Genomic DNA, 20,141 nt, shown 5'->3' on the forward strand with positions numbered 1-20,141 from the left:
CCCGCGTCCGAGAGGATGACCGCATGAGTGTCCTGTTCACCCCGCTGACCCTGCGCAGCGTGACCCTGCCCAACCGGATCGCCCTGGCCCCGATGTGCCAGTACACCGCCGGCCCGGACGGCCTGCCCACCGACTGGCACCTGGTGCACCTGGGCGCCCGGGCGGTCGGCGGCGCGGCTCTGGTGATGACCGAGGCCACCGCCGTGCTGCCCGAGGGGCGGATCAGCCCCCAGGACACCGGGCTCTGGTCGGGGGCGCATGTCGACGCCTGGCGGCCGGTGACCGCCTTCGTCGCCGCGCACGGCGCGGTGCCGGTCGTGCAGCTCGCGCACGCCGGGTTCAAGGCCTCGACGTACCGCCCGTGGGCAGCCCAACGGGGCGGGGTGCCCGACGCCGAGGGCGGCTGGACCCCGGTCGGCCCGGGATCCGCGCCGTTCGTGCCCGACTACCGGGTGCCGACCGCGCTGGACGAGGCGGGCATCGCCGGCGTCGTCGAGGCGTTCGCGGCGGGGGCCGGCCGGGCGGTCGACGCCGGGTTCGCGGCCGTGGAGATCCACGCCGCGCACGGCTATCTGCTGCACGAGTTCCTCTCCCCGCTGACGAACCACCGCGACGACGGCTGGGGCGGGGACCGCTCCGGCCGGATGCGGCTCACCCTGGAGGTGGCGCGGGCGGTCCGTGCGGCGGTCGGCGAGGATGTGCCCGTACTGACCCGCATCTCGGCCACCGACTGGGAGCCGACGGGCTGGACGGCCGAGGACAGCGTGGTGCTCGCCGGCGAACTGGCCGCCGCCGGGGTGGACCTGGTCGACTGCTCCTCGGGCGGCGCGTCGGCCACCGCGACCATCCCGGTCGGTCCGGGCTACCAGGTGCCGCTGGCCGCCCGGGTACGCCGGGAGGCGGGGGTGGCCACCGGCGCGGTCGGCCTGATCGTCGAGCCGGAGCAGGCCGAGGAGATCGTCGCGTCCGGCGACGCCGACCTGGTCCTGCTCGGGCGGGAACTCCTGCGGGACCCGTACTGGCCGCACCGGGCCGCCGCCAAGCTCGGCGCCACCCCCACCTGGCCCGCCCAGTACGCCCGCGCCACCTGACCGGTCCGGCCCCGGCCCGGCCCGGTGGGCCGGGTGGGGTCAGCCGGCCAGGTGGGACCAGTGGGGTTCCAGGTCGCGCCAGGGGCCCTGGGCGGCGACCGTGCCGGAGCGGAGGACCACGACGTGGTCGGCCCGGACCAGGGCGGCGCGCTTCGAGGTCGAACCCACCACGGTCACGCCGTGCTCGCGTAGCGCCTGCCACAGCGCCAGCTCGGTGGTGACGTCCAGCGCCGAGGACACGTCGTCGGCCACCAGCAGCTCGGTACGGGGGGCGAGCGCCCGGGCCAGCGCGAGGCGCTGCAACTGCCCGCCCGAGAGCCGCGTGCCCTTGTGCCCGATCAGCAGCCCGAGCCCGCCGCCGGCCGCCGCCAGGTCGTGGTCGAGCTGGGCGGTCGACACCGCCGCCGCGGCGTCCACCTGGTGGCCGAGGGTGATGTTGTCGGCCACCGTGCCGGAGAGCACCCGGGGCAACTGGCCGACGTAGCCCACCTGGTGGGGGCGCAGGAACAGCTCCGGCTCGGTGACGGGGTCGCCGTTCCAGGTCAGCCGCCCGGTGTGCGGGGCGATGCCGGCCAGCGCCCGCAACAGCGACGACTTGCCCGAGCCGACCGGGCCGACGACCAGCACCAGCTGGCCGCGTTCCACCGTCAGGTCGACGTCGCGTACGGCCACCGTCCCGTCGGTGTGCCGGACGCCGAAGCCGGTCAGCTCCAGCCGGCGCAGCGGGTGCCGGGGCGGCACGACGGGCGCCGGGGCCGTCCCCGCGCCGAGGTCCACCCCCGGCACCGCCGCCGAGTACGCCTCCACGCCGGTCATCGCCACCGTCCGCCGGGTCCACACCCGCGCCGACGGGATCTGCGAGATCAGCGAGGCCGTCGTCCACGCGAACCAGCGGGCGGCGGCCAGGGTGGCCACCGCGACCAGGGTGGCGCCCGCCGAGAGCTGCCCGGCCAGGAAGAGCGCCCACGCGCCGATCGGCAGCAGGCCGCTGACCAGCGACGGGGTCGAGCGGGACCAGACCTGCACGGAGATCTCCCGGCGTTGCCGGTCGCTGCGCACCACGTCGAGGTCGGCCAGGTGGGCCAGCACCGGGCGGGTGGCCCCAGCGAGTTTGACCGTACGGGCTGCCGACAGCGAGGAGACCAGCGCGGTGGCGAACGCGGCCCGCGCCGCGACGGTGGCCCGCGCCGACCGTTCCAGGTGGGGACCGAACAGCGAGGCGGCGAGTCCGGAGACGAGCATCGTGCCCGCGAAGAAGAGCCCCGGCACCACGCTGCCGGTGACGGCGGTCATCGTGACCAGGAGCAGCAGCGAGAGCCCCTGGTCCATCAGGTTGTCGGCGAGCTGCACCACCCGCTCGGTGTCGCCGCCCTGGGCCACCACCTCCGCCGGCGTGTGCCGGCTGACCCGGCGCGGTCCGGTCTGGCCGTGCACCAGGCGCAGGCTGATCCGCAGCATCTGCCGGACCCACCACTGCGGGAAGCGCAGGCCGTTGAGGTACGGCACCGGCAGGGTCACCAGCAGGCCGACGACGATCCCGAGCGCCGGCTGCCACGGGTCGCCGGTGCCGTCGACCACGTCCGCCCAGAGCCACGGCAGCACCGGCCCCTCCAGCCCGAGGAGGACGAGCAGCAGGAACAATGCCAGCGAGGCCAGCCCGTAGCGCGCGTCGTTGAGGCACAGCCGCAGGATCTCCCGCAGTCCGCGCAGCCCCCGCGGGGACGTCGGCTCCGGCTCCCCGAGGGCTGCGGACCCGCCCTGACCCGCCCGGCCGTCGGCCGACCCGACCGACTCCGTCGGGATCGCGGGGACCGCCCCGACCGGCGGCACGGCCGGGACTCCGACCGGCGGCACGGCCGGGACTCCGACCGGCGGCACGGCCGGGACTCCGACCTGCGGCACGGCCGGGACTCCGACCTGCGGCACGGCCGGGACTCCGACCTGCGGCACGGCCGTGGGCGTGGCCGACGGAACGGCCGGCGGGCCGACCGGGGGCGTCGCCGGTGGGAGGGCCTCGTCCGGGCCGGTGGTCGGCCACGGGTCCGACGGGCCGGTCAGCAGGTCGACCCCGCCGGAGCGACCGCCCGGCGCCGCGTGGGCGTACGCGGTGGCGTGGCTGGTGGCGAGCAGTTCGGCGAAGCGTTCCGAGGAGTCCAGCGGCCCGGCCTCGACGACCGCGCCGTCGGCCATCACCACCACCTCGTCGCAGCGGCGTACGGAGGAGAGGCGGTGGGCGATGACGATGCCGATCCGGTCCCGCAGCAACCGCTCGGTGGCCTGCTGCACCCGCGCCTCGGTCACCGGGTCGAGGCGGGCGGTGGCCTCGTCGAGGATCACCACGTGCGGGTCGCGTACCAGGATCCGGGCGAAGGCGACCAGCTGCTCCTGCCCGGCCGATAGCACGTGCCCGCCGTCGCCCAGCCGGGTCTGCAATCCGGCGGGCAGCTCGGCGATCCAGCCGTCGAGCCCCAGCTCGCGCAGCGCCCGGGCGGCAGCGTCGAGCAGATCCGGATCGAACAGCGCGACGTTCTCGGCGAGGGTTCCGGCGAGGATCTCGGTGCGCTGGGGCACCACGGCGATCCACCGGCGCAGCGCCTCGACGTCGAGGTCGCACACGTCGTCGCCGGCCAGGAAGACCGTGCCGGGCGGCACGTCGACGGCCCGGGTGAGCACCTTCGCCAGGGTGGACTTGCCGGAGCCGGTCCGGCCGACCAGCGCGTACGAGCGGCCCCGGGTGAAGGTCAGGTCGACGTCGTGCAGCGCGGGGCCGCGCCCGTCGTCGGCACCCCCGTAGCGGAAGGTGAGGCCCCGCACCACCAGGTCGCCCTCGGCCGGGGTGGCCCCGCCCACGGGCTCCTGCCGGGAGGCCGCCAGCAGCTGCACCCGCCCCCAGGCGCCGAGGGCGTACTGGAGCTCGGGGACCATCCGGCTGACGTGCTCGACGGTCATGCCGAAGCCGATGGCCAGCAGCCAGATCGCGGTGAGCCGGGCGCCGTCGACCCGACCGGTGACCAGCGCCCACGCGCCGCCGAGCACCACGGCCGCGATCCCGGCCCGGATGACGCCGGCGGCCACGGTGGTGACCTGGGCGGACATCCGCCACACGCGCACCCCGCGACTGAGCACCTCGGCGGCCCGCCGGGCGTAGAGGCGCAGCACGTACGGCCGGGCCAGGCTGGTGCGTACGTCGTCCTGGCCGTGGATGGCCTCCTCCATCACCGCGGCGAGGTCGGACCAGGCCTCCTCCTCGGCCATCCGGGCCGGGCCGATCCGCGCGGTGGGCTTGCGCAGGCCGACGGCCAGCAGCACGGTCAGCAGCAGCATCCCGAGACCGGCCGGCCACCACACCGCGAGGGCGACGACGGTCGACAGCACGCCCGCGGCGAGGCCCTGCGCGATCCGTACGCCCTGGTTGCGCACCGCGGCGGCGACCTGGTAGACGTCGCCGTCGATGCGGTCGAGCAGCTCGCCGACCGGGGTGGTCTCCAGGGTCGGCAGGTCCTGCCCGAGCGCGACCCGGCACAGCCGGCGCCGCACGTCGGCGGACCAGTCGGCGGTCAGCCCGGCCATCAGCAGGCTCACCGCGAGGTCGGTGAGGACGGCGGCGACCAGCGCCACGGCGAGCAGCGCGAAGAACCCGGCGGCGCGGTGCACCAGGACGGGGCCGGCCAGCGCGGCGGCGGCGGCCTGGCCCCCGGCGCCGAGCACGATCAGGCAGGTCACGATCGCCATTCGGCGGGGCGAGGTCGCCCACATGTCCCGGAGCAGACGCATGACGGAGTCCCTTCTCCGCAGACCGGGGCGGAGCATCCAGCCTGGTCGGTGGAGCCGGCCGGCTCAACGCATTTACCGGCCGTTCACCTGGCCGGAGGCCGGTGCGTGGGCCGCGCCGGCCGGGGCCGTCCCACGCGGACGCCGCGAAGGGCGGCTCAGAGCGGACGCCGCGAAGGACGGCTCAGAAGAGCACGGTGGCGAGCGTGCCGACCGGGCGGAATCCGCAGCGCTCGTAGACCCGGCGGGCCGGCAGGTTGAAGTCGTTGACGTAGAGGCTGACGGTCGGGGCGACCCGCAGCAGCGCGTCGCGCACCACCGCCGCCATGGCCGCCGACGCGATGCCCCGGCCCCGCCACTCGGGGGCCACCCAGACGCCCTGCACCTGGGCGGTCCGGCGCGTCACCACCGCCAGCTCGGCCTTGAACACCACCCGGCCGTCGACGAACCGGGCGTACGCCCGCCCGGTCCGGACCAGGTCGGTGACCCGCCGCCGGTAGCCGCGCCCGCCGTCGTCGGCGAGCGGCGAGACGCCGACCTCCTCGGTGTACATCGCCACCGCCGCCGGGAAGAGCCGGTCGACCTCGCTGGCGCGCACCCGCCGCACCTCCGGGTCCGCCCGCAGCGCCGGCAGCGCGTCGGTCGCCAGCAACGGCTGGTTGGGGCGTACGTCCCGGGCCGGCCCCCAGACGGCGGAGAGGCGGTCCCAGAGGCCGAGCACCGCGTCGGCCCGGCCCACGATCGACGAGCAGAGCCGCTCCTCGCCGGCGAGCAGGTCGGCGTACGCGGCGACGGCCGGCTCGGTGGCGAGCACGGGGGTCAGGTTGCCGCCGAGCCAGCAGATCGACTCCAGGTTGCGGCGGCTGCCGTAGCCCAGCACCCGTCCCTCGGCACGCCACCAGGCCAGGCCACGCGCCGTGATCCGCTCGGCGACCTGCGCGCCCGCGAACGGGTCGAGGTCGAGCAGCCGCTCGACCGCGCGGCGCTCCGACTCCCCCAGTTGGCGTACCGGCACCGTCAGCACGGATACCAGCCTGCCAGATCCGCCCCGTGCCGCGCCGGTCGAGTGACGAGTGGGACGCCTGCACCGTGACGGGACGCGGAGCGTACGCCCGGCGGAAGCGCGCCGGCCCCGGCCGCCGGCGGGGGCGGGCGGGGCCGGCGCGCGACGGCGCGGTGGGTCAGTGCACGCTGACGGTGGCGCCTGGGAGCAGGCCGCGCAGCTCCTCGGGCAGCTCGGCGCCCATCTCGTCGGCGATGCGCAGCGCCTCCTCGATCAGGGTCTCCACGATCTGCGCCTCGGGCACGGTCTTGACGACCTTGCCCTTGACGAAGATCTGGCCCTTGCCGTTGCCGGAGGCCACCCCGAGGTCGGCCTCGCGGGCCTCGCCCGGGCCGTTCACGACGCAGCCCATCACGGCGACCCGCAGCGGCACCGGCAGCCCTTCCAGGCCGGCGGTGACCTCCTCGGCCAGCTTGTAGACGTCGACCTGGGCCCGGCCGCAGGACGGGCAGGAGACGATCTCCAGGCCCCGCTCGCGCAGCCCGAGCGACTCCAGGATCTGGTTGCCGACCTTGATCTCCTCCACCGGCGGCGCCGACAGGGAGACCCGGATCGTGTCGCCGATCCCCTCGGCCAGCAGCGCGCCGAAGGCGACCGCCGACTTGATGGTGCCCTGGAAGGCCGGGCCGGCCTCGGTGACGCCGAGGTGCAGCGGGTAGTCGCACTTCTCGGCGAGCTGGCGGTACGCCCGGATCATCACCACCGGGTCGTTGTGCTTGACCGAGATCTTGATGTCGCGGAAGCCGTGCTCCTCGAACAGCGAGCACTCCCACAGCGCCGACTCGACGAGCGCCTCGGCGGTGGCCTTGCCGTACTTGGCGAGCAGCCGCTTGTCCAGCGAGCCGGCGTTGACGCCGATCCGGATCGGCACGCCCGCGTCGCCGGCCGCCTTGGCGATCTCCTTGACCTTGTCGTCGAACTGGCGGATGTTGCCCGGGTTGACCCGGACCGCCGCGCAGCCGGCGTCGATCGCGGCGAAGACGTACTTCGGCTGGAAGTGGATGTCGGCGATCACCGGGATCTGCGACTTCCTGGCGATGGCGGGCAGCGCCTCCACGTCGTCCTGGCTGGGCACGGCGACCCGGACGATCTGGCAGCCGGACGCGGTCAGCTCGGCGATCTGCTGGAGCGTGGCGTTGACGTCGGAGGTGAGGGTGGTGGTCATCGACTGCACCGACACCGGCGCGCCCCCACCGACCGGCACCGGACCGACCATGATCTGGCGGCTGACCCGGCGCGGGGCGAGCGGCGGGGGCGGTACGGCGGGGATACCGAGACTGACAGCGGTCACTTCAGGCACTCACCTTGAGAAGAGCGTGATCGGGTTGACGACGTCCGCGGTGATGGTCAGCAGCGTGAACACGCCACCGATCAGGATCACCGCGTACGTGAGGGGCATGAGCTTGAGGTAGTCGACGCGCCCGGGGTCGGCGCGGCCGATGCGGGCGTAGAGCCAGGAGCGGGCCCGCTCGAACCAGGCGATGGCGATGTGCCCGCCGTCGAGGGGCAGCAGCGGCAGCAGGTTGAACACGCCGATGAAGAAGTTCAGCGAGACGAAGAGCATGAAGAACAGCAGCCAGGCGTCGTTCTCGACGGCCTCGCCGCCGAGCCGGCTGGCGCCGACCACGCTGATCGGGGTGTCGATGTCCCGTTCTTCGCCGGTGATCGCCGCCCACAGCGCGGGGACCTTCTGCGGGATGCGCTTCATCGCCTCGAAGGTGTTCACCGCCATCTCGCCGGTGAAGTCGGCGGTCGCGCCGAACGCCCCGACCGGCCCGTACGTCACCCGGGTCGGGGTGCTGGGCACGAGGCCGACGCCGAGCGCGGCGACCGCGGCGACCTGGCCCTTCGGGTCGTCGAGCGGGGGCCGCTGGGTCTGCGCGAGCACCGTGCTGGTCGTGGCCGGCTGGCCGTCGCGGACGTACGCGATCTGCGCCGTGTCACCCGGCTTGAGGGCGCGCAGGGTGGTGAGCAGCTGCCCGTAGTCGTTGATCGGCGTGCCGTTGATCCCGGTGATCCGGTCGCCGTCGCGCAGCTGCGCCTGTGCGGCGGGGCTGGCGGGATCGGCGGTGGTGCACTCGCGCAGGGTGTTCTCCGGCACCACGCACTTCGACAGCTGGATGACCGCCGGCTCCTTGCGGATCTCGGCCTCGGTGCTGGGGAACTGCGGGTTGGGCAGCCCGGCGCTGACCGCGATGATCCAGAGGGCGATCAGGGCGAGGGCGAAGTGGGTGATCGAGCCGGCGGACATCACGATCGTCCGCTTCCACACCGGGAACCGCCACATCGCGCGCGGCTCGTCGGCCGGGTCGACGTCGTCGTCCTGGGGGGTCATCCCGACGATCTTGCAGAAGCCGCCGAGCGGGATGCCCTTGACGCCGTACTCGGTCTCGCCCCGCTTGAAGGACCAGAGGGTGGGGCCGAATCCGACGAAGTACTTGGTGACCTTCATCCCGAACGCCTTGGCGGTGAGCAGGTGCCCCGCCTCGTGCAGGCTCACCGAGATGAGGATCGCGAGGGCGAAGAGCACCACCCCGAGCAGGTACGCCATCAAGCTCCTTCCACCGAACCCGCGATGATGATCTCCTGCGCGTGCGCGCGCGCCCACGACTCCGCCGCGAGCACGTCCTCGACGGTACCTGGTTCGTCGAAATCGGGAGCGTCGTCCAGCACCCGCCGGAGGGTGTCGACGATGCCGAGGAAGGGCAGCCGGCCGGCTACGAACGCGGCGACGCACTCCTCGTTCGCCGCGTTGTAGATCGCCGGCCGGCAGCGGCCGGCCTCGCCGGCGGCCTTGGCCAGCGCGACGGCCGGGAACGCCTCGTCGTCCAGCGGCGCGAACTCCCAGGTGTGGGCCTTCGTCCAGTCGACGGCGGCGGCGGCGTCGGGCACCCGGTCGGGCCAGCCGAGGGCGACCGCGATCGGCAGCCGCATGTCGGGCGGGCTGGCCTGGGCGATGGTGGAGCCGTCGACGAACTCGACCATCGAGTGGATCACCGAGGTCGGGTGCACGGTCACCGTGATGTCGGCGTACGGCACGTCGAACAGCTCGTGCGCCTCGATCACCTCCAGCGCCTTGTTGACCATCGTGGCGGAGTTGATCGTGATGACCTGGCCCATGTTCCAGGTCGGGTGGGCGAGCGCCTGCGCGGGCGTGACCTGCGTCAACTCGTCGCGGCGCCGGCCCCGGAACGGGCCGCCGCTGGCGGTGACGATCAGCCGCCGCACCTCGCCCCGGGCGCCGGAGCGCAGGCACTGGGCGAGCGCGGTGTGCTCGGAGTCGACGGGGACGAGCTGCTCCGGCCGCGTCACCGCCGCCTTGACCAGCGAGCCGCCGGCCACGAGCGACTCCTTGTTGGCGAGCGCGAGCGTACGCCCGGCGCGCAGCGCGGCCAGCGTCGGCGCGAGCCCGAGCGACCCGACCACCCCGTTGAGCACGACGTCGCACGGCCACTGCGCCAGCTCGGTCATCGCGTCCGGGCCGGCCACGATCTTGGGCAGCTTGAAGTCCCCGCTGCTCCACCCGCGCCGGCTCGCCTCGGCGTAGAAGGCGAGCTGGAGGTCCTGCGCGGCGGAAGCCTTCGCCACGCCTACCGCGTCGACGCGCAGTTCGAGGGCCTGGGCGGCGAGCAGCTCGACGTTGCCGCCGCCGGCGCCGAGCGCCACCACCCGGAACCGGTCCGGGTTGCGCCGCACGATGTCGATGGCCTGTGTGCCGATCGAACCGGTGGAGCCGAGCAGGACGAGTTCCCGGGGCGAAGTCACCGGGCCATTCTTCCCCACCGTCGCTGTGCCCCCGCTGGGAGCCTCAACCCTCGGCGTCGACCTGCCCCGCCGGGTCTTCCTCGCCTTCCTCGGGTGCTTCCTCGTCTTCGTCCGGTGCCGCCTCCCCGAGCAGGTCGGCCGGGTCGATGGAGAACTCGAACGGCTGCCGCATCACGAAGCGGGTGCCTGCGGCAGCGGCTGCGACCGGCCGGTACTCCCCCTCGACAAGCTCGAACAAGGCGATGGTGGGCACCCGGTTGCGCAGATCGACGCGGAGGAAGAACGGCACGCCGACGGCGGCGTACTCCCGGGGTCGGTCGATGACGTCCTTGCGACGGTTGCCGGGCGAGACGATCTCACCGAGCAGCACGGCGTGCCCGATGTCCATCGTCGTCCGCCCGCCACCCGGCACGTCGAGAATGACGATGTCCGGGATGAAGAGGTCGTCGCCCGAAACGACGTTCGCTTCGAGGTAGAGCCACAGCTTGGCGCGGCAGGCCGCCTGCTTGAGCAGGTACGCGAGATCCAACTCCGCGTCCTGGTGGTCGTATCCGGCGTGTGGGGTCACGATCACGCTTCCGCTCAGGACCTCAACCTTGGGGCCGTTGGTCTCCGGCAACAGGTCGAGGGCGAGCTGGGCGGTCCACGGCTCGTCGTGCCACCGCAGCGCGTCGAACGACGGCTCGGTGGGCTGCGACGCAGGATCGGGCTGCTGTGGCGCCGGCTCGGGCGCGAAAGCTGCCTGGGCCATCCGGGCTCACCCCCTCAGCGGACATTCTGCTCAGCTCAGCCTAGCCGCCGCAGCCCCCGCGGCACGGCATCGCACCACCAGTGCGGCACCCGCCCGGCGGGCGCCGGAGTCAACCGCCAAGCGCGCGACGGAGGTCCTTCATCAGCAGCAACAGGTGCATGGGGTCCGTGGGGCTGACCTCGAACTTGGCGAGCCGCTGGGAGAAGTCGCGCGCGGCTTCGGTCTCACAATGGATGAGCACCGCCCGTACGCCGATGACCTCGGCGGCGGTACCGATCCGCCGCAGGGCGTCGGCCACCAGTGCCCGCCCCAGGCCGGCACCCTGGACGCCGCGGTCGACCCCGAGCCGGGTCAGGATCACCACCGGCTGGTGGTAGCGGCCAGCGCCCTGCCGCAGCCGCGGCGACGCGTCGACCGGAGCGACGCTGCCGGCGGCGAGGGCGTAGTAGCCGACCACCCGCTGGTCCGGGTCGTCGTTGTGCCGCACCACATACACCCGCGACAAACCCGCCCGGTGGGCTTGCAGGGCATGCTCGACCAGCCACACCGACTGCGCCCGCGATCCGCAGTCGAACCCGGTCACCACGTGCGTGGCCGACAGCGGCTCGACCGCCGAGAAGCGGGCACTCACCGCGCCGCACCCTCGGCCGGCGGGTCGAGCACCGTCGGGCCGGCCAACAACTCGCGCAGCCCGGCGACGTCCTGCGCCGGGCTCTGCAACGCCTCGTCGAAAACCCGCCAGGCGTCCTCGTCCAGCAGGAACACCCGCCGGTCGGCCAGCACATCCGCCGCCGCCTCGGTCGCGGCCTTCAACACGAACGTCGACACGCTGTCGCCGGCGGCGTGGCTGGCCGCCTCCAGCAACGCCTTCTGCTGCTCGTTCAACCGCAGGTGCAGCCGCTCCGCCTTCGCATTCACACCTCGATCGTACGCACAACGTACGCCAGCGCCTAGCAGACCGCTCTAGCCGCCTGTCGAGGGAGCCGAGATCACGGCCGATGACGGAAGCTGATGCACCAGTGCGGCGCCCCACCGTCGTGATGTCGATGATCGGTCGTGCCTGGACTGCTCATGCCGCCTCGGCCTGAAGGGCGGGCCCGAGGAGGAGCCCACCGTCGATGGCGTCCTCCGACCCCGTGATGAACGACGCGTCCGATGACGTGAGGAACAGGAGAAGCCGGGTGACGTCAGTCGGCTCTCCGAATCGGGGGATGGCGAACGGCTCGGGTGAGTAGAAGTCGGCGATCGCCACGGTGGCGCCGGCCGCCGGCTCCTGGATGAAGGGGTCGCGATCACTCCGGGGTGGATGGCGTTCACGCGGATGTGGTCCCGGCCGAGCTCGAGCGCCGCCGTCCGGGTAAGGCCCCGCACGGCCCACTTGCTGGCGACGTACGGCGCGTAGTGCGCCGTGCCGCCCAGGCCCATCGTCGAGGCGATGTTGACGATGACTCCCCCGGTCGCGCGGCGCAGCGCGGGGGCGGCGACCTGTAGTGGGTGACACGAGCACCACAATCAGCGATGCCGCCACCCCCCGGCAATGAATGCAGCCACAGAACATCTTCTGCAGACCTGCCTTCGCCCTACTCGTAGACTAGCGCCGCACGAAAAATTGCCGCCACAATGGCCCAGTCTGGATTCTCGGGGACCGGCTCCTTAAGTATATTCTTAAAGAATCCGTCCATAGATTTCGTCCAGCGCCCGGCTGCGTCCAAATAATCACCCGTAGAAGGGTTCTCTACAGCCAGACTGCCATCGTCGATACTCGCCGCCAGCTTCTTAAGATAGCGGGCGAGATCTTGTCGAGTCTGGATCTCATTCAGCTCCCTGTCTGGCCAGTTCATGGTGCCCACTCCTGCGGTTCACGAGTATTGATAATGATTGATCGGCCCTCATTCTGCGTAGAAAACTTCCACGCCTCACCGAGCGCCTCTTCTGGTGTCGCCATACGGAACGGCATTTGAATACCAGCCTTCTGGAAGGCCACCAGCCTCCGGTTGTCGAGGCTGTAGATCTGCCCATCCTTTACCGTCAATCGCATCAAAGGCAGGTCGGTCGGTTTGAGATAACCAGAGCGCAGGGCAGCGGCTGTTTGTTCAATTGTCTCACCCGTACTGAATCGAGCACTGACCTCATCCTGCGAGAATCGCACCAGATTCGGATTAATCGTCCCGCCACAGTTGTGGACGAGGACCGGGGTGTTGCCGGCAAGCACATAGTACGTGTGGATGTTGGCGACGGTGAGGTTGTGGACGGTGGCGCGCAGGACGCTCCAGCGGTCGATGGCCGTGACCTGGACGTGGGTGCCGGCGCTGGTCCGCAGCCACTGGCCCGACCGCAGGTCGGTGGCGTCGACCCACTCGTCCAGTTCCGGCACCCAGAACGGGTGACCAGCAGTCGCGGTGACCTCGGCCGTGTCCGCGCCGCGCTCGCCGTCGGTGTCGATGGTGACCTTCACCAGGTGCTTGACACCGTCGCCCTTGATCGCCGCAGTGACGGTCTCCACCTCGGTCCGGCCCGTCTCCGGATCGGTGACCCTGACCTTGTCACCCGGCTTGACGTCCTCGATCGGTCTGGCCGAGCCGTCCGCCATGAGCACCTTCGTGCCGGGAACGAAACTGTTGTTCAGGCAGGAATCGTCCGCCTTGCCGGCCCCGCCGCCACCGCTGGACCCACCGTTGCTGCGTGCGGAACTGCCCGAGGAACCGCCAGGCTTGGAGCCGCCCTTGCCGGCACCACCGGACCCCTTGCCGCTACCGCCGGACCTGCCGCCGGCGGAACTCGCGGAGGAGCCCTTCGGGTTGGACTTGGACTGGGCCTGTTTCTGGACCGGGTTGCCGGTCTTCTTCGTCGCGTTGGTCGCCTTGTTGCTGGTCGTGTTGACCTTCTCGGCGGCCTTCTTCTTCGCCGCTTGGGCGGCCTTCTTCGCCCGCTCGATGGCCAACTTCTTGGCGTTGAGCGCCGCCGCCTCCGCCGCGCGGGCCGCCGCCAGCACGGCCTCGGCGGCCTTCTTCGCCGCCTGCCATGCCTTGATCGCGTCGATTGTCCGGTTGACGGCCTTGATCACGGCCGGGATCTTGCCGAGCTTGGCCCACGGGATCGCCCCGATGATGAGGCTGCCGCACGCCCACATGTCGCCACCGAAGCAGTTGATGGCGTCGTTGATCCCGATGAACTCCTTGAGGATGTACCAGGCCGAGTCGAGGATCACCGACAGCAGCGAGCGGCCCATGTTGGCCTGCGCCTGGGCCACCATGGCCGGCGACAGGCCCGCGCCCGCCAGCGCCGCCGCCGTCTCCGAGGCGGTCAGCGAGATCGACAGACCGCTGGGGTCCGAGTGCGTCACCGGGTTGTTGTGCGCGTACGTGTACCCGTTGGACTGCGCCGGGTCCGTCAGGTCGAGGACCGGGTCGGCGGAGAGGAAGCGCCCGATCTCCGGGTCGTACAGGCGCGCTCCGAGCGGGGTGTAGCCGGAGGCGTCGTCCCGGTTCGCGCCGAGGAACCCGGCGTTGGTCTGGAGGTTGGCGCCGACGGTGCCCGTACCGCGCTGGTTGCCGAACGGGTCCTGCTTGCGGATCCGGGACGGCATGGTGCCGTAGAGGCCCACCTCGGCGTACGGGCTGCCCTGGTGGTCACCGGCGAGGGCGACGAGGGTGGAGGAGGCGGTGGCGTGCGCGTAGCGCATCACGGCACCACCGGGGACGGCGTACGTCCGCTGGGTGTTGACAAGCGTCCCGCCCCGCTGGACGGTGACCTGCGCCTCGCCCAGGTTGAGCGTGGCCTGCTGCCCCTGGATCGTCAGGAGTCGGCTCCCGCCGGGGCCGTAGATGTGGCGGGTCTCGTCCTGGGCGTCCCACTGCTGCGCCGGGACCGTGGCACAGGCCGCCAGCACGAGCGGGGTGCCGTTGGCCGTGGCCGCGTCCTTGACCACGAGGCACAGGCCGGAGGCCGTGTGCTTGAGTTGGCCCGTGGAAAGGCGCTCCAGGCGTTGGGTGGCCGAGTCGGGGTCACACTTCTGGATCCCGAACGCCGACCCGGCGGTGTTGGCCGCCGGCTGGACGCACCAGTCGTCGTACCCGGACAGGGTGCCCAGGTTGGGGTTGGTCTGGGTCTGGGTCTGACCCGGAGCAGGGGTGAAGGTCCACTTCTGCGCGACCGTGCCGTTGCACGAGTACAGCTGGATCGGCCGTCCGGGCTCCGCGAGGCCGGAGCTGAGGTCGATGCACTTGTTCGCGAGACCGAGGTACGCCGTCCGGCCCTTGCTGCCCTGGCCGGTGATCCGCTCGACCTGACCGTCGTGGGTCCAGGAGAGCGTCTGCTGGTCGCCGTTCTGCACGGACGTCACGGACTTCGTCTCGCCGGTCAGCTCGTACAGCCTGTTCGCCTCGGCGGTGATCGCGGCGCCCGTCTGGGTGACGTAGTTCTTGGTCACCTTGGTCAGCGTGCGGGGCTGGGTGCCGTCGGCCTTGCCGTAGGCGTAGGTGGTGGTCGCATCCTTCGTGGCGATGCCGTCGAGGCTCTTCTCCACCAGTTGGGTGCGGTTGCCGAGCAGGTCGTACTCGTACTCCTGCCAGTAGCCCGTCTTGTCGGTGCCGGCCGCCACGTTGAGGGTGCCGTCGGCCTTGACCGGGCCCGGGGAACACGACGCCTGGTCGGCGGCCGTCCAGGCCGTCTTCAGCCGGCCTTGCGCGTGCTGGAAGCACTGCCGCTCCGCGATGGCAGCGGCACGCTCCTGGATCGCGAGGATGTTGCCCGCGTCGTCGTACCAGTAGGAACGGTGCGAGACGAGGTTGTTCTTCGGCGCGGGCGCGGGGTCCGTGTACTCGCGGTAGACCTGCTGGTCGGTGAGGGCGCCGCTGGCGTCGTCGTACGAGGCCATGGTCCACACCCGGTACGGGTGCGCGCCGAGGGTGGAGCGCAACACCTGCCCGTACGGCGAGTAGACGGTTTCGGAGCCGTACCAGCCGTTGCCGGAGACGGACAGCGGCAGGCCGTCCTTGGTGTAGCGGACCAGGAGCTTCTCGCTGGGCAGGCTGCCGACGGCCGGCAGGGTGGCCGACTCCTGGAGGCCGGTGTCGGTGTAGGTGTAGTCGTACTTGTAGGAGGCTTGCAGGCCCCAGGTGTCGGCGATGGACTGCGGCAGCGTGAGTGTGGTGGACGTGGGCTGGTAGTCGTTGGTGTAGCCGCCGATCGTCTGCGTGTACGGCAGTCCGTCGGTGTACCGGGTCGCGGTGGCGGGCAGGCCCTTGCCGCCGGCGACCGAGTCGTAGGTGTACTCGCCCAGGAGCGTGCCGGTGCTGCCGCCGAGCCGCTGCTGCGTCGGGCGGGACAGCTCGTCGTAGCCGTTCCAGACGGTGAGGCCGCGGGCGTTGGTGACCGTCAGCTGGCGGTCCCGGTGGTCGTACGTGGTCTGGGTGGTGCCGGTGTCCGGGTCGGTGGCCGTGGTCATCCGGCCGCGCTGGTCGAAGGTCCAGCTCCACGGGCGGGTGGGGTCGGCGGAGTGGGTGGCCTTCACCATCTGGCCGCGCGCGTCGTACTGGTACCGCATCGAGGTGAAGGTGGTACGGGCGTTGTTGGTGAAGGTGTCGACCCGGGTGGTGCGGCCCAGCGCGTCGGTGTAGAGCCGGTAGGACGTCGCGCCCGCCGGGTTGATGACGGTGGAGTGGTCGGCGCCGTACTCGTAGCTGGTGCCGCGCCCCGGCGTGTCGACGCCGCGCAGGATGGGCGTCTCGTTGATCACGCGCCCGAGGCCGTCGTAGGTGTAGCGGGTGGCGTTGGGCACGGCCGTGTCCGCGAGCGGCGTGAACAGCTGGCCGATGGGCGATCCCTCGGCGAAGTAGGCGTTGTTGGTCTGCCGCACCTCGCCGGAGCTGTTGTACAGCGTGTCGGTGATGAGCCGGCCGCCGCCGGTGGCCTCCTCCTGGGTCTGCCGCTCCCGGCCGAGACCGTCGTAGAGGGTGACGGACGTCTGGATCCGGTTTTCGTGCCCGCGACTGAAGGTGGTGATGTACGGCGGCTTGCCGGCGGGGGTCGCGTACTCGGCTTTGAAGTCCGGGACGGTCGTGGTGGACGGCGTGCGGCCGGGGCCCCAGGCCTCGACGAGGCGGCCCATCGGGTCGTACCGCGCCTCGCTGACGCGGTCGTTGAGGTCTGTGGTCTTGACCGTGACGGCGCGGCCCGGGTCGAGCTCGCGGACCTGCTTGTGCCCCAGCGAGTTCTCCTCGGTGACCGTGAAGGCCTGGCCGGTGGCCGGGGTGTAGGTGATCTTCGAGGTCTTGCCGTCGACGTCGGTGCTCGTGAGGACGCGGCCGATGTGGTCGAAGGTGGTGGTGCCGTCGGCCTGGAAGCCGGAGCCGTCGGCCTTCAGCGACCAGGTCTGGGTGGCGAGCCCCCGCGTGGTGGTGCCGAGGGCCACGCCGTAGGCCTGGCCGTCGTAGCCGACCCGGCCCGCGGAGCTGAGCGTCGTCAGGTCGTCGAAGGTCGCGGCGGCGCAGGTCGTGGGGCTGCTACGGGTCTGCTTGGTCAGGCCGATGATGTTCTTGTCGAGGCGGTGGTGGTACTCGACGAAGGTGCAGGACTCGTCGCCGGACTTGCCGGTGTCACCGAGGGACTCGATGTGCGTGGGCAGCCCGTGCGTCGTCTCGTAGGTGGTCTTCGTCTCGATGGTCCGCAAGGCGCGGTCGTCGTCGCCGGTGCCGGACGACTTGGTCTTCGAGACCTGCAGGGGCTCGGTGACCCGCCAGGCGCGCAGAGGGCTAAGGCCGTCGTCGCGCGTCCGGGTGGCGAGTTCCTCTGCCTCCGGATAGGTGACGGTGCGGGTAAGCCAGTTGGTGTCCGCGTCGTCGGCGTTGGCGTAGGTGAGCTCCTCGGCGACGCGGCCCGCGAAGGGCTCCCGGTCCTTGGCGATCTCGGTCTCGGTGATGTCCTTCACGGACACGGTGTCGCCCGTGCCCTGGAAGTAGCGGGTGACGGCCTTGGTCCGCTTGCTGCCGATGTCGGGATCGTCCGCGCCGGTGATGACGGTGGTCTGCGCGAAGCCGGCGAACTGGGAGTAGGTGCGGGTCGACTTCTTGGTGAACTCCTGCTCGGCGAGCCGCCAGGCCGGCTTGTCGTACGCGTACCGGGTGATGGTGCCGTACGCGCCGTCCACGGCGGGCAGTTCCTCGATGCTCTCGACCACGTACTTGTGGAACCAGTCGATGTCCTCGACCGCCGGGTCCGGGTGCCAGAAGGTCGGATAGCAGAGCCGGGTGTTGGCCTTGAGCGCGGCGGTGTCGCCCTTGCCGGGGAAGACGGCGTTATTCGTGCAGTCGGTGGTCGGCTGCTTGTAGGTGACGATGGTCTCGCCGCCGTACTCGTTGATCACCCGGGCGACGCGCAGCCGGGAGAAGCCGGGGCGGTGGTCCCGCTTGACGCGGTTCGGCATGTCCTCGGCGTTGGCCTCGAACCGCACCGGGTTCAGGGTGACCTTGGCATCGGTCGTGCCGTTGCGGGCGTAGCCGGTGCGGGTGATCGACTCCAGCCAGAGGGCGGTGTTGGGTCCGGTCCGCAGGATCGGGAAGGACTGCTTGAGCTGGTACTCGTCGACCACCTGGCGGGCACTGGTGTCCGTACGCCGCTGGGCCGACGTGCTGATCTTGTCGAGGCGCTTACGGGTGAAGAAGGACGGCGAGGCGTTCCAGCACTTCTGACCGGAGGCGCAGCGCAGGTCGGCCGGAGTGTCGTACCAGATGCGGTACTTGTTGGGATCGGTGCTGGCGAAGTTGGCCTCGCTACAGGTGAGCGAGCCCTCGTCGTAGCAGCGCTCGGCCAGGACGAAGTTGACCCGGGCCGCAGCGGTCGCGGTGAAGAGGTTGTCCGCGCGCAGCCCGTAGTCGATGCGGTCGAGGTAGCCGCCGCGGTGGTAGGAGACGGGGGCCTTGAAGTTGAAGTTCTGGGCGTAGTAGTTCGTCTCGCGACCCCACCAGAGGGTCATGGCGTTGCCGTGGATGTCCTCGACGTAGTCGAGCGCCCAACGCCAGGCCTGGGTGCAGGCGGAGCCGGCCCAGTTGCCGGGCTTGTAGCAGGGCTCGTCCGGGTGGTTGCCGTACACCGGAACGGTGAGAACGGAGTTGGTGACCGGGTCGTCCTCGGCGGTGCCGTGGTCCGACCAGCCGGGCAAGCGGTGGCGGCCGAAGTGGTACTTGGTGCCGTCCCGGGTCGTGACGACCCAGTACTCGCCGTCGGCGTCGCCGTTGGCGAGCGCGGTGTCCTCGCGCAGCTCGACCTTGGAGCCGTCGCCGTTGGCCGTGAACCACGCGTTCTTGGCACCGTCCCAGACCAGCTCGGTGGTCATGCCGCCGAGGGACAGGGTGGCGTTCTTGGAGCCCCAGCACAGGTCGGCGGTCCGGTGGGTGGCGTTGTTGGAGCCCGGCTTCTTCGAGTCCTGCCGACAGTTGGCGTAGCTGCGGGTGATCGCGCCCGCGTTGTAGTCCCAGCCGTCGCCGATCCAGGAGGCCTGGTTGTTGGTGGCGGAGGTGCGCCCGTCCACCGACTGCGACGAGTACGACAGCGCCACCTTCGGCATGAGGCCGCCGGCCGTCTCGGGCACCTGCACCTGGTACGAGTAGGTGAACGCGCCGGAGGAGGCGCCGGCGGCCCAGGATCCCGAGGAGAGCAGCGGGGTGGCAGTGAAGTCGCCGGCGGCCGAGGCCCCGGTGTCGAGGACGCCGACGACGCTCGGGGCGGCCGAGGTCTGGGTGGCGCGGCCGGCGGCGCCTGCCCCGCCGAGCAGCGGGCCGACGGGCACGCTGCCGATGACGACCCGGCGCGTCGGCGCGTCGGCGTCGGCGGCCCTGGCCCGGGTGGGTGCCTCCTTGGCGGGCACCAGCCGCACCTGGCTGGACAGGGCCTTGGCGGGGCTCGCGCCGGGCGAGGCGAACATCGTTCCCGCGCCGCCGTCGGGGGCGCAGTCACCCGTGTTCGGGGAGTCGTAGACGCAGGTGGGCAGCAGCATGACGCCGAACCGGTCCGCGGCCTGCGGACCGTACAGGTCGGCGAAGTCCGTGTAGTCCACGCTGAGGGCGACCTCGGCGGCCGGGTCGGCGGTGGCCGGCGGCGTGATCTTCATGATCAGGCCGGACACGCCCGCGTCCTGGGACGCCTCCGGGGCCGCGAGGTCGACGGACCAGGTGCCGGCGAGGGCGGTCGGGTCACCGCCGGCCGGCACGCCGAGGGCGACCGGCAGGTCGTCGACCGGCCTGGTGTCGCCGGCCGCGAGGCCGGTCAGGTCCACGGCGCCGCTGTCCTGCTGCCACGCGTCGATGGCCTGGGGCTCGTAGGGGATCGCGGGCACCGGGTCGGCCGTGGTCAGGTTCGTCTCGGCCTCCTCGTCCTTCCCCACCCGCTCGCTCTGCGGCACGTCCGGCAGGTCGACCCGGGTCTCCTCGCGGCTCATGCCGGGGCCGGGAACCGCCCACGCCTCGGCGGGCAGCATCGTGCCGACCAGGATCGTGGACAGCGACAGCACCATCGCCGTACGGGCGCGACGCCACCGGGAGTGGCCTGGCTCCGTCGGCGTCCGTCGGCCATGCCACCGCCGGGACAGCAAACCGGTACCACGCATGCGCGTCGACCCCCACCAGGCGCGAAGACGAAAAAGAGAAAAAGCGCGGAAAGACCGCGAAGGCACGCCCCGGGTACGGCACGTGCGTGAGCACTCTGC

General features: G+C 71.8%; 12 protein-coding genes and 1 pseudogene. 1 reads left to right on the forward strand and 12 read right to left on the reverse strand.

What is annotated here, in order from left to right:
- Window positions 1-23: 23 nt before the first annotated feature.
- Window positions 24-1,091, forward strand: coding sequence for an NADH:flavin oxidoreductase/NADH oxidase (locus tag RM555_RS06765; RefSeq protein ID WP_311410915.1), 1,068 nt, complete (start codon window positions 24-26; stop codon window positions 1,089-1,091).
- Between the two features lie 39 nt (window positions 1,092-1,130).
- Here RM555_RS06765 and RM555_RS06770 read toward each other — a convergent pair whose 3' ends face one another.
- From RM555_RS06770 to RM555_RS06825, 12 genes and pseudogenes are all read right to left on the reverse strand, one after another.
- Window positions 1,131-4,865 carry an ABC transporter ATP-binding protein/permease gene (locus RM555_RS06770; RefSeq protein ID WP_311410916.1) on the reverse strand — a complete coding sequence of 1,245 codons (3,735 nt, stop codon included), beginning with the start codon at window positions 4,863-4,865 and terminating at the stop codon, window positions 1,131-1,133.
- A gap of 181 nt (window positions 4,866-5,046) precedes the next feature.
- Window positions 5,047-5,886 (reverse strand): GNAT family N-acetyltransferase, encoded by an 840-nt coding sequence (locus RM555_RS06775; RefSeq protein WP_311410917.1) that lies wholly within the window; start codon window positions 5,884-5,886, stop codon window positions 5,047-5,049.
- A 157-nt stretch (window positions 5,887-6,043) separates the two neighbouring features.
- Entirely contained in the window at window positions 6,044-7,216 is a 1,173-nt protein-coding gene (gene ispG / locus RM555_RS06780; RefSeq protein ID WP_089001519.1) for a flavodoxin-dependent (E)-4-hydroxy-3-methylbut-2-enyl-diphosphate synthase, read from the reverse strand.
- A gap of 9 nt (window positions 7,217-7,225) precedes the next feature.
- On the reverse strand, window positions 7,226-8,476 hold the full coding sequence (locus RM555_RS06785) for a M50 family metallopeptidase (RefSeq protein WP_311410918.1): 1,251 nt from the start codon (window positions 8,474-8,476) through the stop codon (window positions 7,226-7,228).
- On the reverse strand, window positions 8,476-9,690 hold the full coding sequence (gene dxr / locus RM555_RS06790; RefSeq protein ID WP_311410919.1) for a 1-deoxy-D-xylulose-5-phosphate reductoisomerase: 1,215 nt from the start codon (window positions 9,688-9,690) through the stop codon (window positions 8,476-8,478). The genes RM555_RS06785 and dxr overlap by 1 nt, the downstream gene beginning before the upstream one ends.
- Before the next feature lie 43 nt (window positions 9,691-9,733).
- Window positions 9,734-10,441: a Uma2 family endonuclease gene (locus RM555_RS06795; protein WP_311410920.1), complete on the reverse strand. Its 708-nt coding sequence runs from the start codon at window positions 10,439-10,441 to the stop codon at window positions 9,734-9,736.
- Between the two features lie 109 nt (window positions 10,442-10,550).
- Window positions 10,551-11,072 carry an N-acetyltransferase gene (locus RM555_RS06800; RefSeq protein WP_311410921.1) on the reverse strand — a complete coding sequence of 174 codons (522 nt, stop codon included), beginning with the start codon at window positions 11,070-11,072 and terminating at the stop codon, window positions 10,551-10,553.
- Window positions 11,069-11,359, reverse strand: coding sequence for a type II toxin-antitoxin system TacA family antitoxin (locus RM555_RS06805; protein WP_311410922.1), 291 nt, complete (start codon window positions 11,357-11,359; stop codon window positions 11,069-11,071). The genes RM555_RS06800 and RM555_RS06805 overlap by 4 nt, the downstream gene beginning before the upstream one ends.
- Before the next feature lie 151 nt (window positions 11,360-11,510).
- Entirely contained in the window at window positions 11,511-11,693 is a 183-nt protein-coding gene (locus tag RM555_RS06810) for an SDR family oxidoreductase (RefSeq protein WP_311411039.1), read from the reverse strand.
- A gap of 68 nt (window positions 11,694-11,761) precedes the next feature.
- Window positions 11,762-11,953: pseudogene (locus tag RM555_RS06815) on the reverse strand (SDR family NAD(P)-dependent oxidoreductase); the annotation flags it as partial.
- A gap of 68 nt (window positions 11,954-12,021) precedes the next feature.
- The gene (locus RM555_RS06820) at window positions 12,022-12,282 is read right to left on the reverse strand and encodes a DUF7660 family protein (protein WP_311410923.1); all 261 of its coding nucleotides are present in this window, start codon (window positions 12,280-12,282) and stop codon (window positions 12,022-12,024) included.
- A complete protein-coding gene (locus RM555_RS06825) occupies window positions 12,279-20,042 on the reverse strand; it encodes a ricin-type beta-trefoil lectin domain protein (RefSeq protein ID WP_311410924.1) in 7,764 nt (2,587 codons plus the stop codon). The genes RM555_RS06820 and RM555_RS06825 overlap by 4 nt, the downstream gene beginning before the upstream one ends.
- Window positions 20,043-20,141 lie beyond the last annotated feature (99 nt).

Origin of the sequence: Micromonospora reichwaldensis, assembly GCF_031845925.1 — a bacterium.
GTDB lineage: Bacteria > Actinomycetota > Actinomycetes > Mycobacteriales > Micromonosporaceae > Micromonospora > Micromonospora reichwaldensis.